This is a genomic window from Streptomyces sp. NPDC029014 (assembly GCF_055564695.1).
In genome coordinates, this window is sequence record NZ_JBVHVT010000157.1 from 1 (window position 1) to 7,241 (window position 7,241).

The 7,241-nt window shown below is 76.0% G+C and carries 1 protein-coding gene; it reads left to right on the forward strand.

Features of this window, described 5'->3' with window-relative positions:
• Positions 1-7,095 (forward strand): SDR family NAD(P)-dependent oxidoreductase (locus ACZ4VL_RS39710; RefSeq protein WP_468210626.1); only part of this gene is annotated, 7,095 nt, incomplete at its 5' end.
• Between the last annotated feature and the right edge of the window lie 146 nt (positions 7,096-7,241).

Sequence of the window (7,241 nt, forward strand, 5' to 3'; positions counted from 1 at the left end):
GTGGACGCGGCGTGGAACCTGCACGAGCTGACGCGTGAGCTGGACCTGTCGGCGTTCGTCCTGTTCTCCTCCGCCGCCGGCGTGTTCGGCGGCGCTGGCCAGGCCAACTACGCGGCGGCCAACACCTTCCTGGACGCCCTGGCCGCGCACCGCCGGGCTGCCGGCCTGGCGGGCACCTCGCTGGCCTGGGGCCTGTGGGCCGAGACCGGCGGCATGGGCGCCGCCCTCGACGCCGAGGACGTCTCGCGCCTCGGCCGCGGCGGTGTCGACGCCATCGGTGCGGCGGAGGGCGTGGCCCTGTTCGATGCCGCCTGCGCCGCCGAGCAGGCGCTGCTGGTCCCGGTGAAGCTGGACCTGGCGGCGCTGCGTGCCCAAGCCGGCAGCGGCATGCTCCCGCCGCTCCTCTCCGGCCTCGTGCGGATGCCCGTACGCCGTGCCGCCCGGGGTGCCGGGGGCGCGTTCGCCCGGCAGCTGGCCGCGCTCCCGCAGGACCGGCAGCAGGACGCCGTGGTCGAGCTGGTCCGCGGCCAGGTCGCCGCCGTCCTCGGCTTCGCCGGCCCCGAAGCGGTCGACCCCGCACGTTCGTTCAACGAGGTCGGCTTCGACTCGCTGACGGCGGTCGAGCTGCGCAACCGCCTCGGTGCGGCCACGGGCGTCCGCCTGCCCGCCACCCTCGTCTTCGACTACCCGACCCCCGCCGTCCTGGCGGAGTACCTCTACGCCGAGCTGCTCGGCAGCCAGGAGGCGGCAGCGGCCGCAGCCCCGGCCGCCGTCACCGTCCACGACGACGAGCCGATCGCCATCGTGGCGATGTCCTGCCGCTTCCCCGGCGACGTGCGCTCGCCCGAGGACCTGTGGCAGCTCGTGCTGGACGGCCGCGACGCGATCTCGGACATGCCGGACGACCGGGGCTGGGACCTCGCCGGCCTGTTCAGCGCGGACCCCGACCAGGCCGGCACCAGCTACAGCACCGCCGGTGGCTTCCTCCACGACGCCCACCACTTCGACCCGGTGTTCTTCGGGATGTCGCCGCGCGAGGCGCTCGCCACCGACCCCCAGCAGCGCCTGCTGCTGGAGGCGTCGTGGGAGGCGTTCGAGCGGGCCGGCATCGACCCGGCGACCGTGCGCGGCAGCCGCACCGGCGTCTTCGCCGGCGTCATGTACAACGACTACGGCACGCTCCTGCACCGCGCCCCCGCCGGCCTGGAGGGCTACATGGGGACGTCCAGCTCCGGCAGCGTCGCCTCGGGCCGCGTCTCCTACACCTTCGGCCTCGAAGGCCCCGCCGTCACGGTCGACACCGCCTGCTCCTCCTCCCTCGTGACCCTGCACCTGGCCGCCCAAGCCCTGCGCAACGGCGAATGCGACCTGGCGCTGGCCGGCGGTGTGACCGTGATGGCCACCCCCGGTACGTTCATCGCGTTCAGCCGCCAGCGCGGCCTGGCCACGGACGGCCGCTGCAAGCCCTTCGCGGCCGCGGCCGACGGCACCGCGTGGGGCGAGGGCGTCGGCATGCTGCTGGTGGAGCGCCTCTCGGACGCCCGCCGCAACGGCCACCCCGTGCTGGCGGTGGTCCGCGGCTCGGCGATCAACCAGGACGGTGCCTCCAACGGCCTGACCGCCCCCAACGGGCCCTCCCAGCAGCGCGTCATCCGGCAGGCCCTGGCCAACGCCGGCCTGACCGCCGCGGAGGTGGACGTCGTCGAGGCCCACGGCACCGGCACGACCCTCGGTGACCCCATCGAGGCACAGGCCCTGCTCGCCACGTACGGCCGCGAACGCGCAGCCGACGCGCCCCTGTGGCTCGGGTCGATCAAGTCGAACATGGGTCACACGCAGGCCGCCGCCGGTGTCGCCGGCATCATCAAGATGGTCCAGGCGATGCGCCACGGCATCCTGCCGAAGACCCTGCACGTCGACGAGCCCACCCCGCACGTCGACTGGTCCGAAGGCGCCGTCTCGCTCCTCACCGACACCGTCACCTGGCCGGAGACCGGCCGCCCGCGCCGCGCCGCCGTGTCCTCGTTCGGCATCAGCGGCACCAACGCCCACACCATCATCGAGCAGGCCCCCGACGAGACGGCCACCCCCGCCGCCGCCCCGGTGGCGGACGGCGCGGCACCGACCGCGTCCCCGCTGCCGCTCCCGTACCTGGTGTCCGCGAAGTCGGACGGGGCGCTGCGCGCCCAGGCGGCCCGCCTGCGCGCCCACCTGGAGGACGCGCCCGACGCCGCTGCGGTGGACGTCGCCTGGTCACTGGCCACTCGCCGGGCCGCCTTCGACCACCGTGCGGTGGTCGTCGCCGGCGACCGGGACGAGCTGCTGCGCGGCCTGACCGCACTGGTGGACGGCGACCCGGCCGCCCCCGGCGTCGCGGCCGGCACGGTCAGCGCCGCAGGGGGCGGGAAGCTGGCCTTCCTGTTCACCGGGCAGGGCAGTCAGCGCCTCGGGACGGGACGCGAACTGTACGACGCCCAGCCGGTGTTCGCCGCCGCGCTGGACGCCGTCTGCGAGCAGCTGGACGCGCGCCTCGAACTGCCGCTGAAGGAGGTGCTGTTCGGGACCGACGCGGCCGTGCTGGACCGCACGGAGTACGCGCAGCCGGCGCTGTTCGCGGTGGAGGTGGCCCTGTTCCGGCTGCTGGAGTCCTGGGGCGTGAAGCCGGACTTCCTGTCCGGGCACTCCGTCGGTGAGATCGCCGCCGCCCATGTGGCGGGCGTGCTCTCCCTGCCGGACGCGTGCACCCTGGTGGCCGCCCGCGGCCGGCTGATGCAGGCCCTCCCGGCCGGCGGCGTGATGATCGCCGTACAGGCCGCGGAGGACGAGGTCCTGCCCCTCCTCACCGACCGGGTGGGCATCGCCGCCGTCAACGGCCCGCGGGCCGTCGTGATCGCCGGCGACGAGGACGCGGCCGTCGCCGTCGTGGAGGCCCTCCCGGACCGCAAGAACACCCGCCTCACGGTCAGCCACGCCTTCCACTCGCCGCACATGGACGGCATGCTGGCCGACTTCCGGAAGGTCGCGGAAGGCCTGACGTACGCCGCCCCGCGCATCCCGGTCGTCTCCAACCTGACCGGCGCCCCCGTCACCGACGAGATGGGATCGGCCGACTTCTGGGTCCGGCACGTCCGCGAGGCGGTCCGCTTCCTCGACGGCGTCCGCGCCCTCGAAGCCGCCGGCGTCACCACCTACCTCGAACTCGGGCCCGACGGCGTGCTGTCCGCCCTCGCGCAGGCCTGCCTGACCGAAGGCGCCGCAACCGCCGCCTTCGCCCCGGCCCTGCGCAAGCGCCGGCCCGAGGCCGACACCCTCACGACCGCCGTCGCACGGGCCCACACCCGGGGTGCCCGCATCGACTGGGCGGCGTACTTCGCCGGCACCGGAGCCCGGGACACCGACCTGCCGACGTACGCCTTCCAGCGCGACCGCTACTGGATCGAGGTGCAGGACGGCGCGTACGGCGGCGACGTGACCTCCGCCGGCCTGGGCCCGGCCGCACACCCGCTGCTCGGTGCGGCCGTCGAACTGCCCGACTCGGAAGGGTTCCTGTTCACCGGCCGCCTCTCGCTCCGCACGCACCCCTGGCTGGCCGACCACCGGGCCGCGGGCGCCGTCATGCTGCCCGGCACCGCCTTCGTCGAGCTCGCGCTGCACGCCGGCCGGCGCGCCGGCACGGCCGTCCTGGAGGAGCTGACCCTGGAGGCCCCGCTGGTGCTCCCCGAGCCCGGCGCCCTCCTGCTCAGGGTCTCGGTGGCCGCACCCGACGACACGGGCCGCCGCACCCTCCAGGTGCACTCGCGCACCGAGACCGCGGCCGACGAGGACGGTCCCGGCCCGGACGAGCCGTGGACGCGGCACGCCACCGGCGTGCTCGGTGCCACGGACACCCCGGCCGCCCTCCCGGCCGCCGGCCCGCAGGTGTGGCCCCCCGCCGGGGCCGAACAGCTCGACGTGACCGACCTGTACGAGCTGTTCGCCGCCGCCGGCTACGCGTACGGCCCGGCCTTCCGCAACCTGCGGTCCGCGTGGCGGAACGGCGACGAACTGTTCGCCGAACTCGCGCTCGCCGACGGCCCGCGGGCCGACGCCGCGCACTTCGGCGTGCACCCGGCCCTGCTGGACGCCGGACTGCACGGCCTCGCCCTCGGCTCCTTCTTCGCCACGGACGACGGGGCACCGGACGCGGACGTCCGGATGCGGCTGCCCTTCTCCTTCACCGGCGTCGGCCTGCACGCCGTGGGCGCCGGAGCGCTGCGGGTGCGGCTCGCCCCGGCGGGGCCGGCTGCCGTGTCCCTCACGGCCTTCGACGAGCAGGGCGAACCGGTCGTGTCGGTCGAGTCCCTGCTGCTGCGGGAGCTCGACCCGACCCGCGTGCAGTCGGCCCGGCCCGTCTTCCACGAGTCGCTGTTCCGACTCGAATGGCCCGCCCTGCCCGCCGACTCCGCCGCCCCGGGCGGACGCTGGGCCGTGGTCGGCACCGACACCCTCGGTCTCGAGGCCGCGCTGCACGAGGCGGGCGTCACCGCCGACGTCTACGCCGACCTCGACGCCCTCGCGGGCGTGGTGGTCGCCGGCAAGCCGCTGCCCGGCACCGTGCTCGTCCCGTACGCCGCACCGGCCGCGGACACCGCCGCCGCCGAGGCCATCGCCGCGGACACCCGGCAGGCGGCCCACGAGGCCCTGGCGCTCGTCCAGGACTGGCTGGCCGAGGAGACCTTCGCCGAGGCCCGCCTCGCCGTGGTCACCCGTGGCGCGGTCGAGGCGCGGCCGGGCGAGGGCGTCACCGACCTGGCGCGCGCCTCCGTGTGGGGTCTGCTGAGGTCGGTCCAGTCGGAGAACCCAGGCCGGTTCCAGATCCTCGACCTCGACGCGCACCACACCGGCGACGGCACCGGGGGCGCTGCGGCGGCGGCGGACCTCGGCGCGCTGGTCGCGGCCGCCGTGGCGAGCGGTGAACCGCAGCTCGCCGTCCGCGGCGGAGCCCTGCACGCCGCCCGACTGGCGAAGGTGCCCGCGGCCCGCCCCGCACCGCAGGCCCCGGAGCGGGCGACGGAGCCCGACGGCGGGACGGCGGCGGACCGGGCACCGGCCGGGCCCGCGCTCGACCCGGACGGCACCGTCCTGATCACCGGTGGCACCGGCGCGCTCGGCAGCCTGCTCGCCCGCCACCTGGTGACCGAGCACGGCGTCAGGCACCTGCTGCTGACCAGCCGGCGCGGCCCCCGCGCCGCCGGCGCCGCGGAACTCGTCGCCGAACTCGCCGGACTGGGCGCCGAGGCGGCCGTCGTCGCCTGCGACGCCTCCGACCGGGACGCGCTCGCCGCACTGTTGGCCGGCATCCCGGCCGAGCGGCCGCTGACCGCCGTCGTCCACACCGCGGGCCACCTCGACGACGGGCTCGTACCGTCCCTGACCCCGGAACGGATCGACGCGGTCCTGCAGCCCAAGGCCGATGCGGCCCTGCACCTGCACGAGCTGACCCGCGACCTGGACCTCGGCGCGTTCGTGCTGTTCTCCTCGGCGGCCGGCACGCTCGGCAACCCCGGCCAGGCCAACTACGCCGCGGCCAACGCCTTCCTCGACGCGCTCGCCCAGAGCCGTCGGGCGGCCGGCCTGCCCGCCGTGTCGCTGGCCTGGGGACCGTGGGAGCAGCGCAGCGGGATGACCGGCGACCTCACGGACGCCGACGTCCAGCGGATGGCGCGGTCCGGACTGGCCCCGCTGTCGTCCGCGGAGGGCCTGGCCCTCTTCGACACGGCGTCCTCCCTGACCGGGGGCAGCGTGTTCGTCGCCATGCACCTCGACACGGCGCCGCTGCACGCCCAGGCGGAGGCCGGCGCCCTCCCGCCGCTCTTCCGCGCCATGGTGCGCGGCGGCCTGCGCAAGGCCGCCTCCGGTCCCGCCGACGCGGCGGTGTCCGCCGCCGCGCGGCAGCTCCAGGGCCTGGCCGGGCTGCCGGAGGAGGAGCAGGAGCGGGCGCTGCTGGACCTCGTCCGGGCCCAGGTGGCCGCCGTCCTCGCCTACCCCTCGCCCGATGCGGTGGGGGAGTCCCAGGAGTTCCTGGAGCTCGGCCTGGACTCTCTGACCGCGGTCGAGCTGCGCAACCAGCTGAACGCCGTCACGGGCCTGCGCCTGCCCGCCACCCTGCTCTTCGACCAGCCGACCCCCCTGCTGGTCGCCCGGCGACTGCGCACCGAGCTCGCCGGATCCGGGGCCGCGGGCGGGCCCGCCGGTCCGGACGGAGCCGCGGAGCAGGGCGGGGAGGAGACCTCCGGGGTCCTCGGGGCGATGCTCCGGGAGGCCGGGACGCAGGGTACCTCCGGCGCGTTCATGGATCTGCTCATGCAGGCCTCCCGGTTCCGGCCGTCGTTCGCGACGCCCGCCGAGCTCCGCAAGGCGCCGAGCCTGGTACGGCTCTCCCGCGGCGGGACGGGTGCCGGCCTGATCTGCTTCTCCTCGATCCTGTCCATCTCCGGGCCGCACCAGTACTCCCGGTTCGCGTCCGCGTTCCGCGGCCGGCGGGACGTCCACGCGATGGCCGCACCCGGGTTCGTGCGCGGCGAGCAGCTGCCCTCGACCACCGGGGCGGTCGTCGAGGCGAAGGCCGAGGCCGTGCTGCGGCATGCGGACGGGGCGCCGTTCGTGCTCCTCGGACACTCCTCGGGCGGCATCTTCGCGCACGCGGTGGCCGGGAAGCTGGAAGAGGCAGGGGTCTTCCCGGAGGCCGTGGTCCTGATCGACATCTACTCGCACGACGACGACGCCATCCTCGGCATCCAGCCGGGGCTGTCGGCAGGGGTGGACGAGCGGCAGGACACCTACGTCCCGGTCGACGACAACCGGCTGCTGGCGATGGGCGCCTACTTCCGGCTGTTCGCCGGCTGGAAGCCGGAGGCGGTGAAGACGCCCACCCTGCTGGTCCGGGCCCAGGAGCAGTTCTTCGACTGGACCCGCGCCGCGGACGGCGACTGGCGCTCGTACTGGGACCTGGAGCACACCGCCCTGGACGTGCCCGGCAACCACTTCACGATGATGGAGCAGCACGCCCGGACGACGGCGCTGTCCGTCGAGGAATGGCTCGACGCCCGCCCCTGAGGCGGGCGGTCGGACCGGTGAGGAAGGGGCCGGGGGGCCCCCCCCCCCGGGGGGGGGGCTTCCCCCCCTCCCCCCCCCTCCCCCCCCCCCCCCCCCCCCCCCCAAAAACCACCCCCCCCCCCCCCCCCCCCACCCCCCCCCCGCTC